Consider the following 25,793-nt stretch of genomic DNA (forward strand, 5'->3'; position numbering starts at 1 on the left):
ACGCGAACGCTATCGATCCCGCTCTCAACGATGATGCCCGTTGACTCGCACTCTGACACGAAGTACGTCGTCTACGCCGCCGAGGACGACATCAACAAGCTCTTCTACAACGTCCATGTTCCGATGCCGGTGCTCAATGGGCTCGTATACGGTGTCGCGCCCGACTCCGGCGGCCCGTTCGAGATTCGCGACAGCGGCATCGTCACTGAGAACGTCATCGGGTAGGCACTGACCGCGGGGCTCATCGGCGGCCTCTGGGCGGCGAGCGATTCAGCCGCCCATCACAACCAGATCATCTCGACCATCGATAATGGTCCAGTGCTCAATGGTGTTGCCGCGCAGATCAGGGCGGCCGGATGATGCGGAGCAACCGGGTACGCACGGCGGCCCTGCTCGCGATCGTCGCCGTGCTCGCCCTCGCCGGCTGCGCTCCGATGCCGACCGCCGAGGCAGCGCGTGGTGAAGCGCGGGACGACATGCAGGCCTTCGTCGATCTCCTCCCGGCGGATTCCGTCGATCACGTGGAAGACCCGATCCCCTCCGGGTTCCTCTCGTGCGGGAGCGACGCTGCCCAATACTCCGGTCAGTGGCTGGTGTATCTGACCGACCCTGCCGCAGTGGAAGGCGCGGTCGGCGATCTTCGTCGCGACGCCGCTGATGCCGGGTTCGCCGAAGACGGGTTCCCCGACAATCGCGATGACTGGTTCTCGGTGCGGCGCGAAGGCGACCGGAAGGCTCCGATGATCGCGATCACCTCCGGCGACGATCGCGATGAAGTTCCGTTCATCCAGATCCTGTCGTTCGCGCGCTGCAGCGAACCGCCGGACCACAGCAAATAGCGCCAAACGCGGATCGACAAGATCGCAGCAGGCGGCTGCATTCAGTCGCCCAACGGGGCGCCCGTGATGTGTCTGATCATGGAGGTCCGCACCCAGTAGTACTCGGCGTGTTCATCGCCGGAAGTGGTGAGGTATCCGTTCGATCCGAGGATGAAGTTCTCCAAGGAGCGGAGCGGGCCGGCGTTCCTGCCGAGTGTTGGGTTCGCGTCCGGTCCTGGAATCCGCTCCCAGTATCGGGAGTCCAGGTCGACGAAGTGCACGGATGACTCGGTCTGCACCATCCATCGGCCGGTGCCGTCCATCGTCAGCTTGGAGACGGCCTTCGGAGTTCTCACCTCGTGTCCAGCCCAATCGAGGAACTCGAGACTGCACGTGCGTGTATCGAGGATCGCCATCGACACGTCGGGCCCTTCGAGTTGGTCGAGGATGGCGACATTGGACCAGAATCCCGTGCCTCCGTCCCTGTAGCCGACGGCATCGCTTGTGAACTGGCGGTAGTGGGCTCCGACGTAGAGGCTCGGGGCAATTTGCAGGAATCCTCGATGAAACTGAGCGCGAGCGTCGATGCCGAACTGGAGATCTTCGGGAGGCAACCGCTTTGCCTTCTCTTCGACCACTGCGTCGATTTCTGGCAGGTCGAGTGGCGCATTGTGTCCGAGGAGAATGTCGACAGGTTTGCGGCCGAGCGCCTTGAGGTCGCCATCACTTGAGACCCCAGTTCGCCGCCAGCCGTCGCCGATGGCGCGCGACATGCGGTCGGCGGATGCGGCACCGCCGAAGACTGCAAACGTGCGACCACCTATGAACGACCCTCGGTAGCCGTTCGGAAGAAACCCGACTCGGGAAGAGATCCATCGGATGCCTCCCAGCGGCCACTCGGGCGTGAGGCCGCTCCGATCGTTGAGCATCGGCACCCAGTCGTGGCAGCCGGCAAGAAACAACAGCCTCTGGCCGTGGGACGTGAGCCGTCCGGTGAGCATCCGCAGCTGGCTCGTTGAAGGTCGCCCAGGCCAAGGAATCCCGAGATCCCCGAGAAGGATGGCGAGCGAGATGCCTCGCGATGACAAGATCGCCAGAGCGTCAAGTAGGTCGTCGATTCGGCCTTCCGCGCCGCCGAGAAGGCCGACACGATCGACGTTGAACTCATCGGCACTCCCGGCGCGGGTTGGTGTCATGGTGTTAATTAATACCAGACTGGCAAATTGAGAGGCTGCAGTTGACGTGCCTTCACCGGGCACTCAGCGCGGGCGGGTCTAACGGGAAGCCTGATTGTCCTGCGGGGCCTCTCATCGCGCGAGCTGAGCGAGTGTCAGTACTGGACCGGCATGCGGGCGTTCGACTCTTGGCCGGGACCCTGTACTCGAGCATGGTGCCGGCGTAACGTCGGCTGCATGGGATGGGCGTTTGGCCTCGGAGCACTCGTCATTGTGGTGCTGGGCATTTTCGCGAGCCGGGATGAGCGACGAGCTCTTCGCTCCACCAAGAAGCGCTGACAAGGCTGACGGTTCCGTTGGCTTAGCTGAGTGCAGGAAGGAGATCCTCTAGGTGGGACTCTCCGCGCACGTCGTCTGGGCGGTGGCTGGCTTACTGCTGGCGGCTGCTGCGACAACAGCAGCAGTCATAGTGCTGCTGAATCCGGGTTCCCCGTGGGTCTGGGTCTTCCTGAGTTGCGTACTGGGGTGCGTCGTTTGTGGCTCAGCTTCGCGATGGATCAAGCGTCGGCAAGGCAAGAAATCGATGAAATAGCCGTAAACCGATCCGCCTGCGGGCGTCCGTGAAGAACCACGACTGGGCTCGTGGGCCGTGTCGGGTGTTGGGTGGTGTCGTCAGTTGCCGTGGCGTTCGGATGCTGCCCGCAGGACCGTGTCGACGACGGCTTGCGGGTTGAAGTCGGGCGGCGCCTGGCTCGGGGGAAACTCTTTGAACGTGTTGGCATGCTCCTGGATGAGCGCGGCGGCCGGCAGCACGGTCCAGAGTTTCTCGCCGGCGTAGAGCGGGTAGTACGGGGCGTCCATGTGCTGTTCGAACGGATCGACGCGGAGGTTCACCGGCCGGGGCACGGTGGCTTTCGCCAAGGCGCCGGCGAACCAGTCATCCTTGGTCTGGAAGTGCACCTTCCAGTTGTTGTAGCGCAGCGCGAAGAGGTCGTGTTCGCCGTAGTAGAAGAACTCATGGCGTGGGGATTCGTCCACTTCGCCGCTCAGGTACGGCAGTTGGTTGTAACCGTCGAGGTGCACGCGGAAGTGCGTGTCGCCGAAGTCTGCGCCCTCCAGGAGGCGTTCCTTCACATCGGGCACCCCGGCCGCGGCCATGATGGTCGGCACGATGTCCTCCAACGACATGATGCCGTTCAGCACGCGGCCGGCGGGGATCCGTCCCGGCCAGCGAATGACGAGCGGCGCGCGGAAGCCGCCCTCCCAGCCCAGGCCCTTCTCGCCGCGGAACGGCGTGGTGCCGCCGTCGGGCCACGTGAACTTCTCGGCACCGTTGTCGGTTGCGAACACGACGATGGTGTTCTCGGCGATCCCGAGGTCGTCGAGCTTGCCGAGCAGTTCCCCGACGACCCAGTCGAGCTCCCGCATGCCATCGGCGTAGACGCCCAGTCCGGTCTGGTCCTTCCAGCGTTCCGAGAGATGGGTCCAGACGTGCATCCGGGTCGTGTTGTGCCACAGCAGGAACGGTTCGCCGGCCTGGTGCGCGCGCTCGATGAAGTCGATCGAATGCGCGAGCAGGTCGTCCTCGATGGTCTCCATCCGTTTGCGGGTCAGCGGCCCGGTATCCTCGATCGTCTGCTTGCCGACGGGCCCGAACCTCGGATCATCCGTCGGGTCATCGACATCCGTCGCGGTGCAGCGCAGCACGCCACGCGGCATGAACAGCTGCTGCATGATCGGAAGATGCTTCGGGTACTCGGGCTGCTCCGGCTCCTCCTCCGCGTTCAAGTGGTACAGGTTGCCGTAGAACTCGTCGAACCCGTGCACCGTGGGGAGGAACTCGTTCCGATCGCCGAGGTGGTTCTTCCCGATCTGCGCGGTGCGATACCCCTCTGGCTTGATCAGTTGCGCCAGCGTCGGGTCACCGGGTTGGATGCCCTTCTCCGCACCCGGTAGACCGACCGTCGTCAGACCGGTGCGCATCGGAATCTGACCGGTGATGAACGCCGCGCGACCGGCCGTGCAACTCGCCTGCGCGTAGTTGTCCGTCATCAGCACGCCCTCAGCGGCAATGCGATCGATGTTGGGCGTCGCGGTGCCCATGATGCCCCGGTGATACGCCCCGATATCGAACCAGCCGATATCGTCGGCCATGATCAACAGGACATTCGGCTTCTCGGTAGCCATCGCGGAACCTTCCCCCGTGCCGCTGACCTGGGTGATCGATCACCGAACCGGTGGCGCCCCCCAGCGGACGCCGCCACCGCCAACGTACTCCCCGCTCCAGCCGGAGGGATAGAGCCTGATCCGACCACCATGCCGGCCGCGAGCCGCTCGCCGCCCGCAAGCCGATCCGCGACCGGGACCCGGATCTGCTCAACCGATTGCAGTTGTGGGCCCGTGGTTATGCAGATTCAAGTCAGTCCCTACTCGAACACGCGCTCGGCAATCCACCCGGTCGGTGTGAGGCGAAGGTCGAAGACGAGGAGGTCGTCGCTCTCGGCTCTTCCAGTTACGCGCCAACCGGGAGCGAGGGTGACATCGGCTGGCGGATGCGAAATCCCGCTTGGCCATTCTGGATCGACCCCGAGTTTCGTAGGCGTGTCGATGACGCGATATCGAATGCTTCGGTAGACGAGTCGCGACGGTAGCCCGGCGGCATCGAGCCACACTGAGACAGGCTCCGCATCGGCAGCCAGGAACATCAGAAAGCCTCCTGAGATTCGAATGTATGTTCGAAGCTTACGCCGCAGATCCGCACTTCACCATGCTGAGCTCTCCACGCTTGGGGCTAGCGGTATTGCATCTGCCAGAGCTGCTGATAGCGGCCGCCAGCCGCGACGAGCTCATCATGCGCGCCCACTTCGACCACACGGCCGCGCTCAAGAACCACGATGCGGTCCGCGTTGCGGATAGTCGACAGACGATGCGCCACGACGAAAGTGGTGCGTCCGCGCATCAGTCGGTCGAGAGCATCTTGCACCTTCAGCTCTGATTCCGAGTCGAGCGCACTCGTGGCTTCGTCCAGAATCAGGACGCGCGGGTTGCGGATGAGTGCTCGAGCAATGGAGATGCGCTGTCGCTGTCCGCCGGAGAGGCGCGCCCCTCGCTCTCCGACCAATGTGTGCCATCCGTTTGGCAGTGCGTCGACGATTTCGATCGCGTTCGCCTGGGTGAGCGCTTCATGGACTTCCTCGTCGGTGACCTGCCCGAGGCCGTATGTGATGTTGTCGCGAATTGAGCCCTCGAACAGGACGGACTCTTGAGGCACGACGGAGATCCGCCGCCGCACGGTTCGCATGTCGAGTTCGTCCATGTTCTGTCCGTCGAGCATGATGCGCCCCGACGTTGGGCGGATGAATCCGAGGATGGAGTTGATGAGGGTCGATTTGCCCGATCCGGAAGCGCCAACGAACGCCACCGTCTCGCCCGCCTCTACAGTGAGGTCCACTCCAGCGAGGGCGGCGCGCGGTTCGCCTGGGAAGACCATGCTGACGTGCTCCAGCTCGTAGCGGCCGGAGATGTCGGCTATCTGCTGCTTGCCTTCATTGAGCTCCAGGTCCGGCTCGTGCAGCACTTCCGCGATGGATCGCACGGACTCGCGACCGCGAGCGATGATCGGCATGAAGCTGAGCACGGTCATCACAGTGCCCGTCAGAGTCGTGAAGTACGTGCCGAGCAGGACCACATCACCGGGACTGATCGGAAGCACATGCGCGATGGACAACGCGCCGGCCGTCAGGAGGCAACCGACTGCGAGCAATTGCATGACTACCCAGCTGAGGGCGCCAAAATGGCCGTTGACCATATCCAGGCTCAGCCCACGTTCTCGCACTCCCTCTGCGTCCTCAGCGACACGGTCGTAAGCGACGTGTTCGAGCCCGTGCGCGCGGGTGATCGGCATGAGCGTCGCCATTTCACCGACGCGTCGCGAATAACGTTCCATCTGTAGTCGGAATGCCTCGTTCGTGCGGTGCGATCGACGTCGCATGATCCACCAGACACCGATGCCGCAGGGAATCGCGAACACGTAGACGGGAAGGAACTGCGGAACCGTGAGAGCCGTCATCGTGATGGCCCCGCAGAAGACGACGATCGCCGATCCCAGCGGGTTGCCGACCTGCCCGTACATGAGCTCGATGTTTTCGACGTCTCGCACGACTTTGCTCTGCATCACCGCCGCGCTAGTGCGGCCGTAGTACCCGATGGAGAGGGTCTGCAGCCGCATCGTCACGGCATTGCGAAGGGTCACTGCAATCCGTCGGACGATGCCCATGTACAGCCGCGTGAACAGCACGTGCATGGGATATACCTGCAGTAACAGGACGGCGCTTACGATCGCGAGGACGCCGATCGACGACAACGGTCCTTCCGCGACGACGATATCCACGGCGCGAGCGGTGATCACGGGGAGAAGCCAGATCGGGCTGTCCTTGACCAAGAAGATCGCGGAGATTCCAATGAGACGGCCGCGAAATGGCCGGAGGAGACCGATCAGTGAGGAGCCCGGGCGTGTGGTGTCGAGGTGCACGTCCTCGGGCGGGTGCGCGGTGCTCATCCGGTACACGGTAGGCGCACCTACGGGCGAGTGACATGGCCAGATCACGGAGAAACATGGACGTTCATCCTTCGCGTGACTGCCGTCGTATCGGAAGGGCACATGAAACGTGTTGGGTGACGAGTGATGCTCGACTGAGCCCCACTGATCGAGGAAATCTTGCATCCGCCTCGATCAGAGGATCGTCCTCCCGCCTTCATCCGTTCGTGCTTCAACAGATCAGAACGTAGCCGCGAAACTGGGCACGTGATGAAGCACATGGTCGAGCGCGGGCCTACGGCCATTTCCGGAACTCAGTACCGAATCCGCGCCGCGGGATACGAAGCTGTCATCGCGTCGGTCGGTGCGTCAGTTCGGGTGCTGCAGGACGACCACGGCGATTTGATCGTTCCGTACGATGCAGACGTCATGCGACCCGCCATGCGCGGTGCACTCTTGGCACCTTGGCCGAACCGGACGGCCCACGGCCGTTATGAGTTCGGCGGCGACGTCCACCAATTGCCGGTCAACGAACTCGATCGCGAGAACGCCGCTCATGGCCTGGTCGCCTGGCAGGACTTCACCATCGTGAGTCGGGACGAGAACTACGTGACTCTCGCTGGCGCGATCGAGGCGCAACCCGGTTATCCGTGGCGAGTGGACCTCGAAGTCTCATTCGTTCTCGACGCCGACGGGCTCACGCAACGTGTACTCGCGACGAACAACTCACGCGAGGCGGCTCCACTCGGAGTAGGCGGTCACCCGTATCTCGCCGCCGGCCCCGTCCTCCCTGGTGCGGTAGACCAGTGGTTCCTCGAACTGCCCGCAGACCTGGTCATGAAGGTCTCGTCGTATCGGCTCCTCCCGATCGCGGTCGAGAGTGTCGCAGCTCGCGGCGGCATCCTCGACTTCCGTGAGCGGCGAGAGATCGGACAGACCGAACTGAACCATGCGTTCGGCGGCCTTCGCCGCGACAGCGCGGGCAATACGCGGGTGAGAGTCACAGACCGGCGTGGGTTCGGCGTCGAACTGGAGTGTGACGGTTCTGCGCGATGGCTCCAGATCTACACGGCTGACGCAGCGGACCCGCTAGATCGGCGTCATGCCGTCGCGGTGGAGCCCATGACGTGCCCGCCCGACGCGCTGAACTCCAAAGTCGACCTGATCACGCTCGAGCCAGGCGCGACCTTCTCCACGCAATGGAGGATCGGGCGGGTCACCGCCTAGACGCATGTCGCCGTCGTCAGAGCCAACGGCGGCGACATGCGTCAGCTTCTCCTGCCTAGTCCAGTTCGAGTTGGACGGTCACGAATGAGTGCTGAGGCACGCGCACAAGCAGCGTCGTTCCGTTCATTCGCACGTCCTCGAACGGTCGAGGCGAGACAGCGTCGCCGACGTCGACGGAGTTGTGTGCCTGCAGAGTCGGCGCGGTGAGAATCCTTCCCGCCACGCCGGCGACCTTGGCTCCGCGCAGCTCGAACTCGAGCCAGGCCGAGTCCGTCGCGTGGGCGTTGGTGATCGAAATGAGCGCCTGACCGTCTTTGGAACTTGCCGAAGTGCTGATGTGTGGCACCGCGCGTTCGCCGGAGAGGACCGATGGCACCTCATCAAGGAGATCGACCGAATGCGAAGTTGCATCCTGATGGCCGCTGTTCATCTCGAAGACGTGATAGGTCGGGGTGAGCACCATCGCAGCACCATCGGTCAGAATCATCGCCTGCAAGACGTTCACGGTCTGAGCGATGTTCGCCATCGTCAGTCGATCAGCGTGCCGGTGGAAGGCATCGAAATGCACTCCTGCGACGATCGCATCGCGCAACGTGTTCTGCTGGTACAGGAAGCCCGGGTTCGTGCCCGGTTCGACGTCGAACCACGTGCCCCATTCGTCGAGCACGAGGCCGATCGTCTTGCCGGGGTCGTAGGCATCCATGATGGCTGAGTGGCCTGCCAGCAGCGTCTCGATACGCGTCGCTTCGGCGAGCGTGCGGTAGTACTCCTCGGTATCGAACTGGGTCGCACTGCCCTTCTGCGCCCATGTGCCAGGCAACGTGTAGTAGTGGAACGAGATGGCGTCGTACGCGCCTACGCCGGGGCCGGTCGCTTCGCCTGACCCGATCGCGAACCCGAGCTCCTGCATGAGCACCTCGGTCCACTGATAGTCATCAGTCGAGGCGCCGGCCGCGATGCGATAGAGCTTGTTGCCGTTGTGGTCGCGGCTGTACGTGCCGAACGTTCGCGCCACCTGGGCGTACGCCTTCGGCCCGAACCGACCGCCGCACCCCCAAGGCTCGTTTCCGAGTCCCCAGAACCGCACCTTCCACGGTTCGTCTCGCCCGTTCTCGCGGCGTAGGCGGGCCATGGGGCTGTCATCCGAGCGCGTCAGGTACTCGATCCACTCGCCAGCCTCACGCGCAGTGCCGCTGCCGACGTTCGCCGAGATGTACGGCTCCGCATCCAAGAGCTCACAGAGCGCCATGAATTCGTGGGTCCCGAAGCTGTTGTCCTCCACCACGTCACCCCAATTGGAGTTGACCATCGTGGGTCGGTTCTGGGTCGGCCCGACTCCGTCATGCCAGTGGTACTCATCGGCGAAGCAGCCACCGGGCCAGCGAAGGTTCGGGATGCGCAGCGCACGTAACGCTTCCACAACGTCGAGGCGGATGCCGCCCTCGGTGGGGACGTCGCCGCGGTCACCGATGAAGAATCCGTCGTAGATGCAACGGCCGAGGTGTTCGGCGAAATGCCCGTACACGTGCCGACTGATGGTCGGGCCCGGGAGATCAAAATTGATCACCGCCCGAAGTGAAGGCAGGTCTGGTTTCGGGGTGCCGGTCGTCATCATTGGTCCTTGCGTGTCGGAAGAGCTGCGACAAGTTTTTCCGACAGTCTGCGACACCCGGCAAGTGAGGTGGGAGAGTTCAGGCGCCATCGCCAGTTCGTCCAGCACGGATCACACGAATGTCCCTGTGGAGAGCCCGAGTCCAGCCATGGCCGTGCGCGAAGGGCGGCGTCGCCCGATCAGGCCGGCGCCAAAGACTCGAAATCTGCCTGTTGACGGAACTGCGTCGGACTCACCCCATTCACGGCTCGGAATTGGCGAGAGAAGTACAGCGCATCGTCGTACCCGACGGCGTTCGCGATCTGCGTGACCGGGAGTTCCGTGGTCAAGAGGAGCTCGCGTGCACGCGCGCTTCGCAGTCGCTTCAGGTACTCCTTCACCGAGACTTCGGCCGCGGTGCGGAAGAGCGCCGAGAAATGCGAGGTGCTGAGGCCGGCCATCGCGGCCAGTTCCGGGACCGAGAATGTCGTGTCCAGGTTGTTGCGCAGGTACTCCTGCACATGGCGGATCCGATCATTTCCGGGTCCCGCCCCTTGCATACGGCTAGCCGTGATCTGGGTGAGCACGCGCCAGGCCGCGCCAGCGGCGACCACCAGCATCGGCATCGACTCGTCCTCCTCGAGAGCCCCGACCACTTCTTCAAGCGATTGGACCGCCGAATAGACATCGCGAAGCGCCACCACCGGGCTCGCGCCGTCCTTCAGGATCACGGACACGAAGTCATCGGCGTCATCACCCGTCACGTGGGCCCACCAGATCGTCCATGGATCCTGTCGGTCGGCCTGATATCGATGTCGGACTCGAGGCGGCAGCACCACCGCATCGCCGCGTTCAACGCGTTGCGGACCTGAGCCGTCAACCTCCACCCACCCAGCGCCATCCGTGCAGACCATCACGACCGTCTCCCGAGCGCCGTGGGCCCGAGCGCGTCCGTGCTCCGCGGCGTGTGGAAAGTAGCCAGCGTCCGTCACGAGGAAACGACGGACGATTGGATGATTTTGCGCTTCCTTGACTACGGGGCGCGGGAGTACCCGGAGGCGCTGGCCGAGAAACCCTTCTTGCAAGTACACGGCCACAGGATAACCCCTCCTTGCGATCAGCGGTTCGTCTATCTTCATCGCGTTGATCGTCCTACTCCGGCGATGGTCTCCGCCGTACCTTCATTCATATGTGCTCGCCGCCGCGCAACTGCGTTGGCGACGTCGTGTTGAACCCTGAGGAACCGATGACCATCGAAACCACCGCTAGATCCGTAGCCACCGAGGCGACGCTGCCGTTCACGCTCCCCGAGACGCCGACCGAGCTTCGCGCTTCCCTCGAAGCTGGAAATGCCATCGCCTGGTACGAGCCGGTAGAGATCCCCACCTACGAGCCGCACGATCCGTCGACGTTCCCGATGTATCTCGACCAGCGGGTGTACCAGGGATCTAGCGGACGGGTCTATCCGTTGCCCTTCACTGAGCGCATTGATTCCGTCCCCACATTGCGCCGATGGAACGCGATCCACGTCGAGAACCAGTACATCCGCGTCATGATCCTGCCGGAGCTCGGCGGACGAATCCACGTCGCCTACGACAAGACCACGGACTACGACTTCTTCTACCGCAACAACGTCATCAAGCCTGCACTCGTGGGACTCGCGGGATCTTGGATGAGTGGCGGCGTCGAGTTCAACTGGCCGCAACACCACCGACCCGCCACCTTCCTCCCCGTGGACTCGACGATCGAGACCCATGACGATGGAAGTGTCACCGTCTGGTGCAGCGACCACGACCCGTTCGCTCGGATGCGCGGCACCCATGGCATTCACCTGAGCGCCGGAAGCTCGACCATCCGTCTTGACGTCCGGGTGCACAACCGCACGAGCCTGTCGCAGACCTTTCTCTGGTGGGCGAACGTGGCCGTTCGCGTCCACGACGACTACCAGTCCTTCTTCCCCGAAGATGTCCGATACGTCGCGGACCATGCACGTCGCGCCATCACCGCCTTCCCGCAGGCGGACCGGCCCTACTACGGAGTCGACTACCAAGAGCGGGCTCGCGATACGCCCGGCGCCGACCGGCTCGACTTTTACCGCAATATCCCCGTGCCGACCTCCTACATGGTCGTGGATACCGATCACGAGTTCTTCGGTGGCTTTGACCACCAGGTCGGTGCCGGGTTCGTGCACTGGGCGGACCGGCGGGTCGCGCCCGGCAAGAAGCAGTGGACCTGGGGCAATGCCCCATTCGGGCAGGCTTGGGACCGATTGCTGACCGATGCCGACGGACCCTACGTGGAGTTGATGGCGGGCGTCTACACCGATAACCAGCCCGACTTTTCGTGGCTCGCGCCCGGCGAGTCGAAGCGGTTCAGTCAGTACTGGTACCCGATTCCCGCCATCGGAGTCGCGCATGAGGCTTCCCCAGAAGCAGCAATCCATGTCGAGCGGGGTGCGCAGTTCTCCGCAGCGGTCGCCGTCACCAGTCCCCAGCCCGCCGCCCGACTGGTCGTGTTAAGCAAGGACGGCGAACGGGTCGTCGAACTGTCCTCGGACCTGACGCCCGGTGTCGCGTGGCACGAGGAGTTCCCCCTCACGTACGAGGAGGGCATGGCCGTTCGGCTCGAGAGCGCGATCGGGGCCACGCTCGTGGAATGGCTGGCACCCGTCGAGGTCGACGGATCAGCCGAGCCGTGGACCGCAAAAGCGCCACCAGCGCCTAGCGAGGTCGGTAGCGTCGATGAGTTGTACTTCATCGGCCTGCACCTGGTCCAGTACCGTCACCCGAGCCGCTCACCGCTCCCGTACTGGACCGAAGCGCTCCGTCGCGATCCTTCGGACTCACGCGTGTTGACCGGGCTCGCCGAACTGGCGTTCCGGGCTGGTGAATACGACATCGCCAGCGGGTACGTGAAGCGGGCGCTCACCCGAGTGACCGAATTCAATGGCAACCCCCGGAACGCCGAGACGCTCTACCTGCTCGGCCTGATCGAGTCACGGCGTGGAGACCAGCACGCTGCCCACGCGGCATTCGCCAAAGCCGCATGGGACGCCCCATTCGTGGCACCGGCGGGACTAGAGATGGCACGCCAGTACGCCCGCGAGGGCAGGTACGAGGCAGCTCTTCACGACCTGGACGAACTCGACGCTGTCGCGCCCGACGATCGCCGCCGCGGCGTCCTCCGCGTCGTCCTGCTTCGCCGGCTGGACCGCCTCACCGAGGCAGATTCCGCACTTTCAAAGCTGCTCAACGAAGAGCATCTGAATCCAACCCTGACCTTCCTCGCAAGTGGACGCTTGCCGGCTGACGGACCCACAGCCCTGGATGTTGGGCTCGAGCTCGTCCACGCGGGGGACGACGACGGCGCTCTCCAGGTACTGGCCGCGGCGACAGAGATCGGTCCGACCGGTTCCGGGAACGGCATGCCGCTCGCGCACTACCACCGCGCCGCGATCCTCGATCGCCTCGGACGTGCCGAGGAAGCGACGACCGAACGTGCCCTTGCGCGATCTGCGGATCGCCGATGGTGCTTCCCCGCTGGGCTCGACGACCATGATGCGCTCGTCGCGGCCGTTCGCGCGGAGAACGACCCGGTGGCCTCATCGCTGCTGGGTATGCTCCTGTTCGACGCAGGCCGCCGGGCGGACGCTCTCCAACTCTGGGAAGCCGCGATTCGTGCAGGTGGCAAGGATTCACTCCTGCATCGCAATGCTGGCCTCGCGAGCTACAACGTCGCCCATGACGACGCTCGCGCGGTCGAACATTACGATAGGGCCATCGAGATCGATCCTTCCGACGCCCGCCTGCTCTTCGAACGGGATCAACTCGCCGTGCGCCTGGGCGAAACCGACGAACAACGCCTCGCGCGCCTGTCCGAGCGCTTCGAGGTAGTTGAGGAGCGTGACGACCTGATCGTCGAGTATGCCGAATTGCTCGTCAGCACCGGTCGCCCCGACGCCGCGCTCGAGCTACTGCAGGAGCGAAACTTCCAGCCCTGGGAAGGCGGCGAAGGTCGAGTTCTTGGCGCCTGGGATCGCGCGCGCACAGCGCTTGGGTTGCCGATCGCGGAACCGCCCCTGAGCCTCGGCGAAGGCCGGCCGCTCTACGAGGCCCCCGTGGCTCGTCGCGCCAACGGTGAGGTGGACTATTTCGCCACGAGTCTCCCCGACCTACTCCTGTTTTCAAGGTCCGAGTGATGACAACGTCGTTTCGTCCATATGCGGGCGCAGGATCGTTCTGCCGGGCCGTCCTCGCGCGGACGTATCGTCACCTTGTGTTCATCGTGGAACAGCAGATGCGTAGCAACAACGAACGTCCCGCGTTCGAGTCGCCTCGCCTCGCCCACATGCTCGACGGCAGCTCCAAGCACCAATCCGAAACGCAATCAGATACCCCGATCGGAAAGAGGACACCGATGTCCAAACACCCCCGCGTCCGCCTCGCCGTAGGCGCCTTCGCACTCACCTCCGCAGTCGTCCTGACCGGCTGTACTGCCGGTGGCGCCGGTGGAGACGCAGGCGGCACCACCACCGTCACGGTGATGTATGCGGTCAACGAGTTCACCGAGGACTACATCGCCGATTTCGAGGCCGACAACCCCGACATCAAGATCGAGTTCCTCGAATACGACGAGAACCGACTGAACGCCATGCTCACCGCCGGTGACCCGCCGGACTTCGTCCGTGGCAGCCCGAGCGCCAACCTCTTCGCGCGCGGCCTCGCCGCTCCCCTCGACGACTACATCGCGAAGAGCAAGGTCATCAAGGAGGACGACCTCCTCCCCGTCAACGACCTCTGGCGGTGGGATGGCAAGAAGCAGGGCGATGGCCCCCGGTACGGCATCGTCAAGGACTTCAGCCCCGACAACACCCTCTGGCAGAACGAAGCCATCTACGAGGCCGCTGGCGTCGAACCGCTGAGCACCACGGAGCCGGCGAGCTGGGACGATGTCCTCGAGACCGCGAAGCAGCTCAAGGCTGCCGGCGTCGAGATGCCGCTCGGCATCGAATGGCAGTGGGGTATCGCTGGAATCCTCAACACGATGGTCCAGCAGCAGGGTGGACAGGTCTTCTCGGACGACCTGACGACCATCGACCTGCAGTCGCCCGAGGCGCAGCGCGCCATCCAGTGGTTCATTGACTACGGCAAGGCCGAAGTCGGACCCACGTCGCTGAACCCGCTCCCCGACAACCAGGACGCACCGTCGTTCCTCGCCGGCAAGATGGCCACCACCAAGGACGGGTTCTGGTTCGGCGGCAACCTCGCCTCCGAAGACGGCGCGGCGGTTGCAGCGACCTCGTCGATGGCACCCGCTCCCACCTTCGGTGAGCGACTCAGCCCCGCCCTCGGTGCCGTCGGCGCATGGATTCCCGTCGGCTCCGATGCCAAGGACCAGGCATGGAAGGTCATGGAGTACTTCATGGCCGGCCAGCCCGCGATCGACCGTGCATCCAGCGGCTGGGGACTTCCCTCGCTCGAGTCCCTCTGGGAGAACATCCCCGCCGACGAGCCCTACCAGAAGCAGTCCATCGAGCTGGCGAAGGACGAGGTCAACTACATCGTTCCCCTGCAGGACTCGCCCTACATCACGGCGACCCAGTGGAACGGCATCCTGGACCGTGAGATCCAGGCCGGCATCCAGGGCACGAAGACCGCCGAGGAGATCGCCAAGGCTGTCGAGGCCGAGGTCGACCCGCTTCTTGCTCAGGGCAAGGACCAACTCGGATGACCACCGAAGCGATGACCACTGTGTCGTCGCGGTCAGCGGCGGCCGCGGTCGCGGGTACTTCTACCCGCGGCCGCGGCTGGCGCCGCTATCGTGCACGCACGTTCTACCTCTTCGCGTCGCCGTGGATCCTCGGCTTCATCTTCCTGACCCTCGCGCCGATCCTCTACGCGCTCGCCGTCAGCTTCACCAACTACGACGGCGCATCGCCCCTTTGGCGATGGGTTGGCCTCCGGAACTACGTCGAACTGTTCACCTCGAGCCCCGCCGTCTGGCAGAGCCTGCTGCGCACGTTCATCTACGCGAGCATCGTCGTTCCGCTGAGCGTCGTGGGCGGGCTCTACCTCGCCGTCCTCGTCAATCGCCGCATTCGCGCACGCGGAGCGATCCGAGCAATCTTCTTCCTCCCGTCCGTGGTCCCGATCGTGGCGACCGCCATCATGTGGCGCCTCATGTTCAACCGCGATGCGGGATTCATCAACGGCTTGATCGTCCTGTTCGGCGGCGAGAAGCAGGCCTGGCTCGCCGATCCGCTCTCCTTCTACGCCCTGATCGTCATGTCGCTCTGGGGGCTTGGCGGTGGCATGATCATCTGCCTCGCGGCGTTGCAGGACGTCCCAGCCGAGCTCGAGGAAGCGGCCAAGATCGACGGCGCCGGAACCTTGCGCGTGATCTGGAACATCACGATCCCGATGATCTCGCCAGTGCTGTACTTCCTCGTGATCACCGGCATCATCGGCGCCCTGCAGGTGCTCGTACAGCCCCTCCTGCTCGTCGAGACCAACAAGATGGCCCAATCCGCCCTCGTGCCGCAGAGCTCCACGCTCTACATGGTGCACGTCTACAACGAGTTCTTCACGAACCATCGCTTCGGCTTCGGTTCCGCGATGCTGTGGGTGTTCTTCATCCTCATCCTCGCGCTCACCCTCATCATTCAGAAGATGAGCAAGCGGTTCGTCTACTACAACGTCGACTCCGACACCTCGAACGAGCGCTGATAATCATGAGCCAACAAGACACCCTCAACCCCATCGCCCCGCTTGAAGCGCCCGCATCCGTGCGGAAGCCGCGACGCAAGCGCTCGCGAACCCCTCAGGAAGGCCAGAAAGCCTCCGTTTGGGTCTACATCGGCGTGTTCATCGCCCTCGCCCTGTTCGGGATCCCGTTCATCTGGATCCTCCTGACGTCGGTCGCCACGCAGCAGCAGTTCGCCGAAGGAGCGCTCGCGCTCCTCGACCTCAGCTCGCCGGCCTGGTCCAACTTCTACGAAGCAGTCACACGCATCGACTTCGGCGCGTACACGATCAACACGATCTTCCTCTCGACGATCACCGCGGTCCTCACCACACTGAGCAGCGCCACCGTCGGCTTCGCGTTCGCAAGACTGCGCGCCCCAGGGAAGAACGCGCTCTTCACCGTGATCCTTGCCACCATGCTGATCCCGTCGATCGCGACCCTGATTCCGACCTACATCCTCTTCGCGCGCGTCGGGCTGACCAACACCTACTGGCCCTGGGTGCTCTGGGGCATCGCGGGTACCCCGTACCTGATCTTCCTGTTCCGACAGTTCTTCAGCGCGATCCCGATCGAGCTCGAGGATGCAGCCATCATCGACGGCGCCGGCTGGTTCCGCAGCTACATCTTCATCTTCCTGCCTCTCGCACGCCCGGCGATCCTCACTTCGCTCCTGCTGTCCTTCACCTGGACTTGGGGCGACTACCTGGCGCCGGCACTCTTGCTCAACCTGAAGAACACCACGCTCGCGGTCGCGACCGCTGCCGGATATCTGGACCCCCGCGGAGAGGGAATCGTGACCGTTCAGGCTGCGGGTGCAGTGCTGTACCTGCTTCCGGTCGTCATCGTGTTCCTCTTCACCCAGAAGTACTTCATGGGCTCCGGCCTGGGTTCGTCCGTCAAGGGCTGAGCCCGAAATCGACCCCACCTGACTAGGACGCACATGACCAGCACAACCTCTGGCCTGAACTCGATCCAGCTCCGCGACTCGCGGCCACCGCTCATCGACCCGGCGATGAGCAACCAGGATGATCCACATTCCCGGATCCGACTGACCAGTCGATGGATCGAGATCGACGGCCGGCCCTCGCTCCCCGTGACGGGCGAGCTTCACTTCAGCCGTATCCCTCGCGCGCGTTGGGAGGAAACCCTGCGCCTGATGGTGGCGTCCGGACTCACCTCGGTGTCGACGTACCTCTTCTGGATCCACCACGAGCCCGTTCGCGGTGACATCAGCTTCGACGGAGATCTCGACATCGCCGCGTTCCTCGAGACCGCGGAACGGGTTGGAGTCGATGTCATCCTGCGCATCGGGCCCTGGTGCCATGGCGAGGTGCGAAACGGCGGCCATCCCGATTGGGTCATCGAGGCAGCACCAGCAGCTCGGACCAACGACCCCGTGTACCTGGAACTCGCACGAGGCTGGTACGAACAGGTCGCGGCACAGGTCGCCCGCTTCTGCGGCCCCGATAGCCGCGTCATCGGCATCCAGATCGAGAACGAACTGTATGACCAGCCCGACCACATCGCCACCCTCAAACGCCTGGCACGCGAAGCCGGACTATCGGCTCCGATCTGGACGGCCACAGGGTGGGGCGGCGCGATCCTTCCACCGCACGAGGTCTTCCCGCTCTACAGCGGATATGCCGACGGTTTCTGGGCCGGTCAAGGCTCGACCTGGGACGACAGCTTCCGTGACCACTTCCGATTCACTCACGAGTGGGACGATCCGGGCGTCGGCGGCGACTTCCGTGAAGAGGGCGTCGAGATCGTGGTACGTGCCGTTGATCCGGAATTCCCGCCCGCGACCTGCGAACTCGGCGGGGGTATGGCGACGGCATATCACCGGCGGCCGATCGCACGAGGACGTGACATCGCCGCTCTCGCGAACGTCAAGATCGGCAACGGCTCGGCTTGGCAGGGGTTCTACATGTACGCCGGGGGCGTCAACCCTGCCGACCACCTGCAGGAAACCCACGCGACCGGTTATCCGAACGACCTACCGCGGTTCGACTACGACTTCCAGGCTGCGCTCGGCGCAACAGGCCACCCATCAGCGAGCCTCGGGCTCTTGCGCGACCACAATGCGTTCCTCGATGCCTTCGGCGAACGTCTAGTGCAGATGTACAGCTCCTTGCCGGATGACGCCCCGGTCGACGTGCACGATCTGACATCGCTGCGTTGGGCCGTCCGCAGTGACGGCGACACCGGATTCCTCTTCATCAACACGCATCAACCGCATGAGCCACTCGCAGGCTCCTCCGAAGTCCAGTTCCGCATCGACCTCGGCGGCGATGAGCTCGTCGTGCCCGATCGTCCCCTCGACATCCCTAGCGGCCTCATCGCCCGATGGCCGCTTCGACTTGAGATCGCTGGCGTACGGATCGAGTGGGCGACGGCCTCGGTCGCCGGCCTCGTCGACGGGGATGTCCCGACGCTCGTGCTGCGCGCACCTGACGACATCGCCGCCCGTATCCAATTCGCTTCGCCGACGAGTCTCCAGTTCAGCGACGAAGTCGTTTCCGCCGAGGAACCATTGGATATCCGGCCCGGGACGTCGCTGGTAGCCGATGGTGCGCTCCGCGTGCTCGTCGTCGACGAGCGGCAAGCAGAGCGGCTCTGGTACCTCGGCGACGAACTCATCCAATCGGACGACGCAGTCTGGCGGGAGCCACATGGCCTCGTCGTGCGGGCATCGCAGCAGCCCTCCACGACCCGCTGGACGGGATCGAGCTTCGAACCGATCGTTCTGCGCGCCTCGTCGGCGCCCGTTACAACGCCGCTGGTATTGGAAGCTGTCCGTTCCGGAAGCGACGTGCCGGCGCGATACGGCGAGTTCATGGGTCGTTCGTCGGCGCCTACCGATCCGCAAATCGACCAGGTCGCGGCAGTTTGGCGAGTCGATCTGCCAACGACAGAGGCTCGGGCCCAGGGCGACCTGGTCGAGCTCGTCATCGACTGGGAGGGTGACGTCGCGCAGCTCCGCGCCGATGGCACCGTCATTCGCGACCGGTTCTGGGACGGCCTTCCCTGGCGTGTGGACATCACCGATCTGGCACCCGGCACAGAGCTGACCCTCCACGTCGTGCCGATTACCACCGACAGTCGGATCGATCTCGACGCCGCCGCACAAGCTCGAGTCGCGGCCGAGGGTCGCCTCTGCGCGGTGCAGCACATTGAGCGCGTCGTCTCCGTCCGATGGACTGAGCCGGCCAGATAGGTGCGACCGGTCGGCCGGAGCTCAGCTCCGGTCGACCGCTCCAATCCTCACCAGCGGATCCGGGTTGTGCACGCCGGCCGGGCGATAGCCGAGTCCGTCCGACACACCGAGATAGTCGGCGAGCAACCAGACGATCGTCAGCCACATCTCCGTACCCTGAAGGCCCGGCACGCTATCGGCCCCATCCGAGTGCGGCGCGAATGCGAAACCTTCGCCGTCATTCCAGTTGGTCAGAGCTCGATCCAGTTGCGCACGCGCCCACTCTTCTCCCTCTTCACGTCGGCGCGAGGACTGCCTTGCTGCCAGCCAGAGCGGGTGGATGATGTCGAGGATGTTGCACGCCGTATAGCCGTCCCCGGATTCGAGGGACGGATCCGCGGCGTGCGTGAGCACCGTTTCGATGCTCGCCTCGGGGTGCGGCAGTGACAGGCCGAACTGGGCGTAGGTGCCACGCGTCAACCGGTAGAACCCATTGACGGGCTGGAGCCAACCGGTGTCCTTCTGACGTGCACCCCACATGCCCGTGGTCTCGTTTGACCGCGCGGTCAGCCATCCGAGCAGCGCGTACAGCGGACCAAACCCCTCGTCGTCGAACAGGTGCCCGAAGTCTCGAATGTTGACAGCGCATGCGGTACCGATCGCGTCGACCGCAGCACCAGAGGCCCAAGCATGAGCGCCCCAGTCTCGTGACTCCAGGTCGGCCACCAAGTCGCGAGTGCTCAGACCGTGGACGATCCTGATCGGATGATCGAACGTCCGGCCGAGAAGCTTTAGCGCGTAGCCGACGCTAAGGATGTGATAGCTGGCCGACCCATCGAATGGTCGACGCTCGAGTTCGTAGCGGGCAGGGTTGTCCAGCCCACGGTCCGAGAGGTCGCCGTCAGGAATCAGACCAGTCGCCGGATCTTGAAGGGCGGTGAGGCGGCGCGCAAGATCATCAGTCTCGAATCCGAGCGGCGTTCTCCCGGTGAGCACATGCGCCAACTCGATCGCGTCACTCCAGGGACGGACCGCCGGGGGGAGCGGGCCAGAAGCCGACAAAGGTCGGTCAACGAATCGTCCATCCTCGAAGCAGCGGGAGAGGACGTCGTCAACCTGGGCCGGCAGCGCGCGGCCGAATCCGGCGAGTCGGCCCTCGAGCCCAGGGGCCGTCCGATGCCGGCTCATCCGTCGCGCCGATCGCGGAGCTGTCGAGCAGGATTGCCGGCCACGATCGCCCAGTCGGCGACGTCCTTCGTAACGACCGCCCCTGCCGCGATGACGACATGGCTGCCAATGCGTACACCGTCGAGGATGGTGGCGTTGGAGCCGACCCAGACGTCATCGCCGATGACGATCCCCTTGCTGAAGACGCCTTGTGTGAAGACGGGGGCATCAGGCGACATCCGGTGGTTGAAGCCGAGGATCGACGTGTGCGCGCCGATCCGCACACCATCGCCGATCTGGATCTCGCCACGGACCACGGCGAACGGATTCACGGAGCAGTCGGCGCCGAACGTCAGCTCTCCGGTCAAGTAGGCGAGCGCCGCAACATAGGTTCGATCACCGACTGTCAGCTTGTCGCAATAGACGGCCGCATTCGGTGCGATGAACACACCGGCGCCGATGGTCGCCCCTTCAGCTTCGAGGGCGCGCTGCCGTTCACGCTGACGGGCTCCTTCCGCGGAATCGGCATCGTACTCCCACGGGAGGAAGTCGACGCGGCGCACGGATTCTTCATTGAACTGTTCCACCCTTCCACGGTAGTAACCCCGGCCAGCCACCGATATGGAGGCAGTCCCGGATCACATGGAGGATGCTCCTGCACACACACATGCAGATCGGAGTTCTGTCCAGCAAAGCAGACGATTGCTCCATTCTCAGTACCACGGCCTCTGAGTAGCGTTGCGAGGGTGACAACGATGATGTCGGCGCAGGCGAGGAGGAGCGGTGTGAGACTTCGAGCCGCATGGTCGATGGACGCGGGACTCGAGACGAGGCTCTTCGACGAGGCACAGCGCGGACGTATCCATCGGCACCTGGAGTTCGAGCCCGAGTCAGCATCGGGCACACAGGTCTTGATCACCGGATGGGGAGCCCAGAGCATCGGTCCTGCAGAGCTGGATCGGATGCCCGGCCTGCAGGCGATCCTCCACTCCGGTGGCACCGTCAAAGGAATCCTCTCTCCCGAGGTCTGGGCGCGCGGAATCCGCGTGACGACCGCCAGCGCAGCGAATGCCCTGCCGGTCGCCGAGTTCGCATTGGCGTCCATCCTGTTCGCAGGGAAGGATGTACTCGCGGCGGCCAGCGACTACGCCAGCGACCCCGGCATCGATCGAGACGGTGAACGCTTCGCTTCGATCGGCAACTACGGCCGCACGATCGGAATCGTCGGAGCCTCGCAGATCGGCCGCCGCGTCATCGAGTTGCTGCGCCCGTTCGATATGACCGTGATCGTGTTCGATCCGTACCTGGACGCTCGCGACGCGGCCGCCCTGGGGGTTTCAAGCGTCACACTGGACGAGCTCTTCCTGCGCAGCGACATCGTGAGCCTGCATGCCCCGCTTCTGCCCAGCACACGCGGCATGGTCACCGAGGACCTGCTGGCGAGCATGCCGCCAGGTGCGACGCTGATCAACACGGCGCGCGGCGGCCTCGTGGACCAAGACGCCTTGGTGCGCTGTCTCGGTGAGCGCCGGCTCAACGCGGTGCTCGACGTCACGGATCCTGAGCCGCTGCCGCGCGACCACCCGCTTCGTCAGTTGCCGAATGTGCTGCTGACACCACATCTTGCCGGTGCCCGAGGCAACGAGCTTCGCCGTCTCGGTGAGTCGGTCGTCCTCGAAGTGGAGGCATTCGCCGCGGGGCTGGCTGCCATTCATCCGTTCGGGCTCGCGGACCTGGAGAGATCTGCATGAGTGCCGTACTGATCGTGTCGGGTGGCGGAACGTACAGCGATCCATGGCATCCATTCGACGAGACGTCCGGGCGGCTCGTCGACATCCTGGGAGCGCGGAACGACGTCACACTCACAACAGACGTGACCCAGGCGCTCGCGAATCTGCACGCCGGCGACTGGGACCTCGTCGTTCTGAACTTTGGCAGCGCGGGAGTCGCACTGCCCACCGACACGGCATGCGTCGATGGAATCCTTCGGTTTTCGGAAGCCGGTGGAGCGATCCTCGCGTGTCACGTCGTGGCGACGGCGTTTCCTGGCGACGAACGTTGGGAGCAGATCCTCGGCGGCCGCTGGGTTCGCGGAACGTCAATGCACCCTCCTCGTGGAACTGCCGATATCAGCGTCCTGCCTGTCGATCACCCTGTCACCCACGGCCACGACGACTTCGTCCTCGTCGATGAACGCTACAGCTACCTGAAGGTCTCGCCGGAAGTTGAGATTCTGGCGACGCACGACCACGACGGGCTGGTACACCCGCTCATCTGGGCGCACTCCCGACCTTCGTCGCGAGTCATCTACGACGGACTTGGCCACGACGCGGCATCGTACGACTCTGAGGAACACCGTGCCCTCGTCCTGAGCGCAGCTGACTGGCTCCTCGAGGGGAAGGTCTAGGTGTCCGACATCACCGATGTGAAGAAGATCCATGACGCCGGGATTCCGCCCGTCGGCGAGACATTCAACGAGTCGAGCCTCTTTCCAGACGAGGTCACCCTGCGCCCAACCCGAAGGCTGACGCAGTTCCGCGACCGGAATCAGACGCCGACGTACCACCTGAACAACGGCTTCACCACTGATGGTCGGTACCTCGCGCTGATGACCCAGAACGACGGAGGCGGGTCGGCAATCCTACGAGCCGAGACGGCTACTGGCGATCTGACAGTCGTGGATGCCACGTCCCCAGGCGCAACCGACCACTTCATCGAGGGCAACGACATGACCCTGTGGTCGCAGCCTGGACTCATCGTGACCAAGCTGGGAGAGGCCGCACTGTACGCGTACGACGTGGCCACCCTCGAGAAGAAGGTACTGATCGAACGATTCGAATCGGATTACGCGTACGGGCACCCTGCCGGATCCGCTGACGGTCGCCACCTCTTCATCGCGAAGCATCATCTGCCGAAAGATGAATCCACGCACACGATCTACCTGCGCATCGACCTCGTCACCGGCCATGTCGAAGAAGTACTCCGCGACGAAGGCTCGGCCAACGTTCACATCCTCGCCCATCCGACGGACCCGGATCTGCTCCTCTTCGACCGCAATTACTCTCCCGGGTGGCACGGCGGCAGCGATGGAAAGACAACCAGGGCTTGGCTCCTGGACGCGAAGACCGGCTCGTTGACCGAGGTGAAACCGCGCAATGCGAACACCTTCCAGATCCACACGAACTGGAGCGCCGATGGCCAGTACATCTACTACCACGGCTCCTCCGGTAACCCCGCGCAGCTGCCTCGAGAACAGAAGCGTGGCCTGCTGTATGACTACACCGATCGCGATTGGCTCCTCGACATGCGAGGCATCGACCACTACATCGGTGTCGCCGACCTGCACGGCAACGTCATCTGGGAATCGGACTATCCGTTCTTCCACTACGGTCATTCGAGCTCACATGCGACGCGCCAAGCGATCATCACCGATGGCCTCATCACCCCGGACCTGATCACCGCGATCCATTGGAATGAACTCGACTCGCTCGGACTGCCGAGAACCGAAATCCTCGGGCGGCACGGCACGTACTGGAAGACGGGACAACAATTCGACCCGCACCCGATCATGTCCGCGGACGGCAAGTATCTGAGCTACAACCGTGGCCTCCGTGACGGGCGCTCAGACGTCTACCTGATGCAGTTGGAGGCATAGCCCGATGCATGTACTGTCCGCGACGCATGACCTGGATACGCCGACGGTGTCCGACCTGCTGACGGGCATCGCCGACCGAGCCGGCGCGTGGCTCACGCGCCGCCGCAGCCCTGACGGAATCGGATTCGGGCTTTGCGAAGGGTCGATCGTTCCAGTCGAGCTCAATGCCACAACTGCAGGTGTGGAACTGTGGGTCGCGCTCGGGCTCCCGCTCACAGCCCAAGAGCGAGTGAGCTGGATCGAACATCTGGCCGCCTACCAACTGGAACGCACCGGACTGGTCGTCGACCGCACCTGGCGCGGACGGCAGCTCGTGGCGAACCCGCGGCAGCGATCCGACGGCGACACCTTCTTCACCATGACCACGACCGCCGCGCTCGACGCACTCGGAGGGCAGCTCCGCTACCCCGTGAGATACCTTGCAGAGGCGTCCGTTCGCGACCTGGAAGCCGCAGTCTCCTGGGAGTGGCTCGCGCACGCCCCGTTCGGCGTTGGAGACTTCGGGCCCTTAGTGCTCCACAACACGCGGCTGGCCGTCCCAGGTGCCGCCGAGCAATGGAGCTGGGTCAACGAGATGCTCGTGCGCACTCAAGACCCCAGCGGCTTCTGGCCGGTCGGCACAATCGCTGGTCCGATCACACCCCACATCAACCGAGCCTTCCACGTGCTGCGCGCGAGCTGGAACCTCTCCGGGCGACCAATCGAGCGTGCAGAGTCCCTCATTGACGCCTGCCTCATCGCCGGCGACGACCCGACGTTCTACGGATGGGACACGGGCTTCGCTTGCAACGATCTCGACCTTGCTCACGTCGCCTACTCCGCGGCTCGATGGACAGACCACCGACGCGACGAACTCGCCGACTGGGCGCGACGTTTGCTTGCGCGAGTACTCGCCGTCGAGAAGCCCGGAGGAGGCTTCTCGTTCTTCCACGAAACGGCCATGGAAGCGCACGCAGGAATCGCGATGAGCGGCCGCCGGCCCAAGGCAGACATGTGGGGAACGCTGATGTACCTCGGAGCGATCAAAATGACGGCCGAGCTCGGCTGGCCCGAGGTCAAGGCCCCCTGGGCCTTCAGCAAAGTCCACGCGGTACCGGAAGGCGGCAGACGATGACGAACGCATACAGCTGGTGGGAGGAGACCCGGACGGGTTCCCCCGAATCCATCCGCATTGGCTCGGGAACTCGGATCGCACCGGGCGCGCGACTCGACGGAGCGTCCGGGCCGATTTCTTTCGGAGAGAACTGCGAGATCCATGAAGGAGCCCTCTTGCTGCCGTACGGCGGTTCGATCCGGCTCGGCGACAACTGCACCGTGAACCCGTACACGGTGATCTACGGCCACGGCGGAGTTCAGATCGGCGACAACGTCAGGATCGCGACGCACTCTGTGATCGTCTCCGCCAACCACGTCTTCAGCGACCCCGACCAGCCGATCTACCAGCAGGGTGTCACCGCCGAGGGGATCGTCATTGAAGACGATGTCTGGATCGGAGCGAATGTCACCATCCTCGACGGGGCGCACATCGGCCACGGATGCGTCGTCGCAGCTGGCAGCGTCGTCCGCGGCCACCACGCGCCAATGTCGGTGCTCGGCGGCACGCCAGCACGTGTGTTGAAGAAGCGCAACGCGGGAGACCTCGTCACTCCGCTGCCGTGACGGGCGAACGGTCGAGGAGAGCAA

At 64.1% G+C, this 25,793-nt stretch carries 20 protein-coding genes; 13 read left to right on the forward strand and 7 right to left on the reverse strand.

From position 1 onward, the window contains the following. The first annotated feature begins 30 nt into the window (after positions 1–30). Both GQR16_RS15520 and GQR16_RS15525 read left to right on the forward strand, forming a co-directional pair. Positions 31–225, forward strand: a complete 195-nt coding sequence (locus tag GQR16_RS15520) for a hypothetical protein (protein ID WP_157416067.1) — start codon at positions 31–33, stop codon at positions 223–225. A 131-nt stretch (positions 226–356) separates the two neighbouring features. Then, the gene (locus GQR16_RS15525) at positions 357–839 is read left to right on the forward strand and encodes a hypothetical protein (protein WP_157416068.1); all 483 of its coding nucleotides are present in this window, start codon (positions 357–359) and stop codon (positions 837–839) included. Positions 840–880: 41 nt separating this feature from the next. Here the strand turns inward: GQR16_RS15525 and GQR16_RS15530 are convergent, their stop codons facing one another. From GQR16_RS15530 to GQR16_RS15540, 3 genes are all read right to left on the reverse strand, one after another. Then, positions 881–2,014 carry a hypothetical protein gene (locus GQR16_RS15530; RefSeq protein WP_157416069.1) on the reverse strand — a complete coding sequence of 378 codons (1,134 nt, stop codon included), beginning with the start codon at positions 2,012–2,014 and terminating at the stop codon, positions 881–883. Positions 2,015–2,665: 651 nt separating this feature from the next. Then, on the reverse strand, positions 2,666–4,180 hold the full coding sequence (locus GQR16_RS15535; RefSeq protein WP_157416070.1) for an arylsulfatase: 1,515 nt from the start codon (positions 4,178–4,180) through the stop codon (positions 2,666–2,668). A gap of 604 nt (positions 4,181–4,784) precedes the next feature. Then, positions 4,785–6,551 (reverse strand): ABC transporter ATP-binding protein, encoded by a 1,767-nt coding sequence (locus GQR16_RS15540; protein ID WP_157416071.1) that lies wholly within the window; start codon positions 6,549–6,551, stop codon positions 4,785–4,787. A gap of 249 nt (positions 6,552–6,800) precedes the next feature. Between GQR16_RS15540 and GQR16_RS15545 the strand changes: the two genes are divergently transcribed. Further along, positions 6,801–7,757 carry an aldose 1-epimerase family protein gene (locus GQR16_RS15545; RefSeq protein ID WP_246200884.1) on the forward strand — a complete coding sequence of 319 codons (957 nt, stop codon included), beginning with the start codon at positions 6,801–6,803 and terminating at the stop codon, positions 7,755–7,757. Between the two features lie 55 nt (positions 7,758–7,812). On the opposite strand, the gene GQR16_RS15550 is transcribed toward GQR16_RS15545, so the two are convergent. Next, positions 7,813–9,369 carry an alpha-N-arabinofuranosidase gene (locus GQR16_RS15550; RefSeq protein ID WP_157416072.1) on the reverse strand — a complete coding sequence of 519 codons (1,557 nt, stop codon included), beginning with the start codon at positions 9,367–9,369 and terminating at the stop codon, positions 7,813–7,815. 179 nt (positions 9,370–9,548) lie between these two features. Beyond that, positions 9,549–10,487: an AraC family transcriptional regulator gene (locus tag GQR16_RS15555; protein WP_157416073.1), complete on the reverse strand. Its 939-nt coding sequence runs from the start codon at positions 10,485–10,487 to the stop codon at positions 9,549–9,551. Between the two features lie 107 nt (positions 10,488–10,594). Here GQR16_RS15555 and GQR16_RS15560 point away from each other — a divergent pair, with 107 nt between their 5' ends. The 5 genes from GQR16_RS15560 (at position 10,595) to GQR16_RS15580 (ending at position 19,309) form a co-directional block, all read left to right on the forward strand. Continuing rightward, positions 10,595–13,546 carry a DUF5107 domain-containing protein gene (locus GQR16_RS15560; RefSeq protein ID WP_170298527.1) on the forward strand — a complete coding sequence of 984 codons (2,952 nt, stop codon included), beginning with the start codon at positions 10,595–10,597 and terminating at the stop codon, positions 13,544–13,546. A gap of 77 nt (positions 13,547–13,623) precedes the next feature. Further along, positions 13,624–15,078, forward strand: coding sequence for an extracellular solute-binding protein (locus tag GQR16_RS15565; RefSeq protein ID WP_170298528.1), 1,455 nt, complete (start codon positions 13,624–13,626; stop codon positions 15,076–15,078). Further along, positions 15,075–16,073, forward strand: a complete 999-nt coding sequence (locus tag GQR16_RS15570; protein WP_211373545.1) for a carbohydrate ABC transporter permease — start codon at positions 15,075–15,077, stop codon at positions 16,071–16,073. Before GQR16_RS15565 ends, GQR16_RS15570 begins: the two co-directional genes overlap by 4 nt. A gap of 5 nt (positions 16,074–16,078) precedes the next feature. Further along, positions 16,079–16,999: a carbohydrate ABC transporter permease gene (locus GQR16_RS15575; RefSeq protein ID WP_170298529.1), complete on the forward strand. Its 921-nt coding sequence runs from the start codon at positions 16,079–16,081 to the stop codon at positions 16,997–16,999. A gap of 33 nt (positions 17,000–17,032) precedes the next feature. After that, a complete protein-coding gene (locus GQR16_RS15580) occupies positions 17,033–19,309 on the forward strand; it encodes a beta-galactosidase (RefSeq protein ID WP_157416076.1) in 2,277 nt (758 codons plus the stop codon). Positions 19,310–19,330: 21 nt separating this feature from the next. Here the strand turns inward: GQR16_RS15580 and GQR16_RS19760 are convergent, their stop codons facing one another. Together GQR16_RS19760 and GQR16_RS19765 are read right to left on the reverse strand one after the other, a co-directional pair. Then, entirely contained in the window at positions 19,331–20,293 is a 963-nt protein-coding gene (locus GQR16_RS19760) for a hypothetical protein (RefSeq protein ID WP_211373546.1), read from the reverse strand. A gap of 179 nt (positions 20,294–20,472) precedes the next feature. Further along, complete coding sequence (locus GQR16_RS19765; RefSeq protein WP_246200874.1) at positions 20,473–21,042, reverse strand: acyltransferase; 570 nt, start codon at positions 21,040–21,042, stop codon at positions 20,473–20,475. 222 nt (positions 21,043–21,264) lie between these two features. Here GQR16_RS19765 and GQR16_RS15590 point away from each other — a divergent pair, with 222 nt between their 5' ends. From GQR16_RS15590 to GQR16_RS19630, 5 genes are read left to right on the forward strand one after another with little or no spacing between them, the layout of a single operon-like run. Further along, positions 21,265–22,206 (forward strand): hydroxyacid dehydrogenase, encoded by a 942-nt coding sequence (locus tag GQR16_RS15590; RefSeq protein WP_170298530.1) that lies wholly within the window; start codon positions 21,265–21,267, stop codon positions 22,204–22,206. Beyond that, the gene (locus tag GQR16_RS15595; RefSeq protein ID WP_157416078.1) at positions 22,203–22,862 is read left to right on the forward strand and encodes a ThuA domain-containing protein; all 660 of its coding nucleotides are present in this window, start codon (positions 22,203–22,205) and stop codon (positions 22,860–22,862) included. The genes GQR16_RS15590 and GQR16_RS15595 overlap by 4 nt, the downstream gene beginning before the upstream one ends. Beyond that, the gene (locus GQR16_RS15600; RefSeq protein ID WP_157416079.1) at positions 22,863–24,110 is read left to right on the forward strand and encodes a TolB-like translocation protein; all 1,248 of its coding nucleotides are present in this window, start codon (positions 22,863–22,865) and stop codon (positions 24,108–24,110) included. 4 nt (positions 24,111–24,114) lie between these two features. Further along, complete coding sequence (locus tag GQR16_RS19625; RefSeq protein ID WP_170298531.1) at positions 24,115–25,224, forward strand: hypothetical protein; 1,110 nt, start codon at positions 24,115–24,117, stop codon at positions 25,222–25,224. After that, on the forward strand, positions 25,221–25,769 hold the full coding sequence (locus tag GQR16_RS19630) for an acyltransferase (protein ID WP_170298532.1): 549 nt from the start codon (positions 25,221–25,223) through the stop codon (positions 25,767–25,769). Before GQR16_RS19625 ends, GQR16_RS19630 begins: the two co-directional genes overlap by 4 nt. Positions 25,770–25,793 lie beyond the last annotated feature (24 nt).

Origin of the sequence: Agromyces allii (assembly GCF_009749385.1) — a bacterium.
Classification (GTDB): Bacteria; Actinomycetota; Actinomycetes; order Actinomycetales; family Microbacteriaceae; genus Agromyces; species Agromyces allii.

Coding starts and splice junctions, on each gene's coding strand:
- GQR16_RS15520 (WP_157416067.1), top strand. CDS start 31: ATGATGCCCGTTGACTCGCACTCTGACACGAAGTACGTCGTCTACGCC.
- GQR16_RS15525 (WP_157416068.1), top strand. CDS start 357: ATGATGCGGAGCAACCGGGTACGCACGGCGGCCCTGCTCGCGATCGTC.
- GQR16_RS15530 (WP_157416069.1), bottom strand. CDS start 2,014: ATGACACCAACCCGCGCCGGGAGTGCCGATGAGTTCAACGTCGATCGT.
- GQR16_RS15535 (WP_157416070.1), bottom strand. CDS start 4,180: ATGGCTACCGAGAAGCCGAATGTCCTGTTGATCATGGCCGACGATATC.
- GQR16_RS15540 (WP_157416071.1), bottom strand. CDS start 6,551: ATGAGCACCGCGCACCCGCCCGAGGACGTGCACCTCGACACCACACGC.
- GQR16_RS15545 (WP_246200884.1), top strand. CDS start 6,801: ATGAAGCACATGGTCGAGCGCGGGCCTACGGCCATTTCCGGAACTCAG.
- GQR16_RS15550 (WP_157416072.1), bottom strand. CDS start 9,369: ATGACGACCGGCACCCCGAAACCAGACCTGCCTTCACTTCGGGCGGTG.
- GQR16_RS15555 (WP_157416073.1), bottom strand. CDS start 10,487: ATGAAGATAGACGAACCGCTGATCGCAAGGAGGGGTTATCCTGTGGCC.
- GQR16_RS15560 (WP_170298527.1), top strand. CDS start 10,595: ATGACCATCGAAACCACCGCTAGATCCGTAGCCACCGAGGCGACGCTG.
- GQR16_RS15570 (WP_211373545.1), top strand. CDS start 15,075: ATGACCACCGAAGCGATGACCACTGTGTCGTCGCGGTCAGCGGCGGCC.
- GQR16_RS15575 (WP_170298529.1), top strand. CDS start 16,079: ATGAGCCAACAAGACACCCTCAACCCCATCGCCCCGCTTGAAGCGCCC.
- GQR16_RS15580 (WP_157416076.1), top strand. CDS start 17,033: ATGACCAGCACAACCTCTGGCCTGAACTCGATCCAGCTCCGCGACTCG.
- GQR16_RS15590 (WP_170298530.1), top strand. CDS start 21,265: ATGGACGCGGGACTCGAGACGAGGCTCTTCGACGAGGCACAGCGCGGA.
- GQR16_RS15595 (WP_157416078.1), top strand. CDS start 22,203: ATGAGTGCCGTACTGATCGTGTCGGGTGGCGGAACGTACAGCGATCCA.
- GQR16_RS19625 (WP_170298531.1), top strand. CDS start 24,115: ATGCATGTACTGTCCGCGACGCATGACCTGGATACGCCGACGGTGTCC.
- GQR16_RS19630 (WP_170298532.1), top strand. CDS start 25,221: ATGACGAACGCATACAGCTGGTGGGAGGAGACCCGGACGGGTTCCCCC.